2 protein-coding genes are annotated in these 1,862 nt (G+C 36.0%); both read right to left on the bottom strand.

The window, feature by feature from the left end:
• A partial coding sequence (locus AALA56_RS09965) for a pLS20_p028 family conjugation system transmembrane protein (RefSeq protein ID WP_369909881.1) occupies positions 1-1,092 on the bottom strand: 1,092 nt, incomplete at its 3' end.
• 120 nt (positions 1,093-1,212) lie between these two features.
• Positions 1,213-1,698: a hypothetical protein gene (locus AALA56_RS09960; protein ID WP_369909880.1), complete on the bottom strand. Its 486-nt coding sequence runs from the start codon at positions 1,696-1,698 to the stop codon at positions 1,213-1,215.
• Positions 1,699-1,862 lie beyond the last annotated feature (164 nt).

Here is a 1,862-nt window from a genome sequence, read left to right as displayed (position 1 = left end):
AGAGTTTGACAAAGAAGTATAGCCTTGAAGCGGTGAAATCATGGCCTCGATAATAATATCAAAGACAGACTTCACTAGCTTAACAGACATAGCAAGCAACAAAACAATCAAGATGATGTACTGCATAAACATGCCTATCCAGTTGACCTTATAACGTGAGTAGACAGGTTCAAAGGAGTTTAGCTCTCCCATGATGCGATGTTCCTTAATTGATTCAACTCCATCTTGATTAGTGTTTAATTTGTGTAAGAATAGCCCTTTTATTCCTTTAACGCCAAATTTCTTTTCATATTCACCTTGCATTGTATCAAGAAGACCTGAATTAGAGGCACCGTAGGTTGCTCCAAAATCAATCCGTGTCGCAAAATCAGACGTATCCCGTTTATCTGTACTATCTGTAATGTTATTGACAGGGGTTGAACCTTTTTTGGGTGGTTTAATGTAGCCATAATCATCCAGCGGAAAAAGCTCTGTCGAGAAGTCATTGTCAATCAAGACTTTGAGATCCACGACATTATTTTTCATCGGTTGAACAGCTAAAGAAGAGTATTGCTTACTACCATCTGGTGCTTCACTGGATACCGTTTGAACATTCAATGCATCCTGAGCAATAACAGACGAAATAGAGGTTAAAGCTAAAGGTAAAACCGATGTTACCATCGTAACAAGCAAGAAATTCGTTATAACTCCCTTGTACTTGACAGGTTTCGTAAAAACACCAGTAATAGCTGAAACCACTAAAATCAAACTAAACAATGTTGTTCCTATGATTTGAAACCAATAAAAGAATTGCCCAATGACCGTGTGAGTGTCCCCTAAGTAGCCAAAAAGCCCAAAAAGCTTGAACATGTTATTAAAGACATGCTCAAGACTAGATGTGATAGAATATAACGCTTTGGCAATACCACCTGGAATATAAGACAAAAAGGAGAGAAAAGCCGGTGCAGGGTCAAGATAATTGCTCCAATATTTATAAAAGGAAGCCATCTTCTCCGCATTTTCCCCTGTGATATTCCCGTTTGTCTTGCCGTTAATATCTAGAAAGCCTTTTTCTAGGGCATTGACCAAATCGGAATAAGTATCGTATCTCAAAATAAAGGTACCTACTTTCTATTAAGATACCTTCATCATAAGAGATAATCAAAATCTGTGCAGTAAGGGGACAAAGTTCAGAAAAAGCATCAAAAAAGCCTCGAATGAGACTTTTTCCAACTATTTAGCTTTACCTGAAAAATCATAGTAACTACCATCAGCTGCATAATCTTGAAACAACTCAATAATGCGAATTGTTTTTCCTCCATCCGATAAAGCAATTTGATAACCACCCTCGGAATCTTTTATTGTAGGATTCTTTTTGTTACTTGTTATGATTGTGAAATTATCAGTTCCTTTTAGTTGAGGTTCCAGATTAGTGATGACCCCCTTAGTCTTAGACGGAATATCATCTTCGGAAATTACTGAAAAATATACCTTTTCACCATTAGAATTGGTAATGCTATTATCTTTTTTATTAAAGGTGAGTGTATCACCACCTCCTATAAACATCAGTCCGTCATATCCTGAAACCTTAGAATATCCCGTATAACTATCTTTTAATTCTGATTTGATAATATCTTGCGCTGATTTTTGACCACAGGCTGCTAATAGGATAAGCGCTAGCCCAATCGTCAAAAGACCACATACTTTCTTCAATTTCATAACACAACCTACTCTCTAATTTTTATTTTTCTTTATCTTTATCGGCTTTAGTATAGCAGAAATAGCAAGGATAATCAATTGTTATTTCTATTTTTGCGCAACTTATTATATAACTATTTGCACATCTTATTAAATAACATCATCCACAAATAACCCTGTCTCAT

It is taken from the genome of Streptococcus hyointestinalis (assembly GCF_041225505.1).
Classification (GTDB): Bacteria; Bacillota; Bacilli; order Lactobacillales; family Streptococcaceae; genus Streptococcus; species Streptococcus hyointestinalis_B.
Note: the sequence above shows the minus strand (reverse complement) of the source record. Positions and strands in the feature narration are given on the sequence as shown.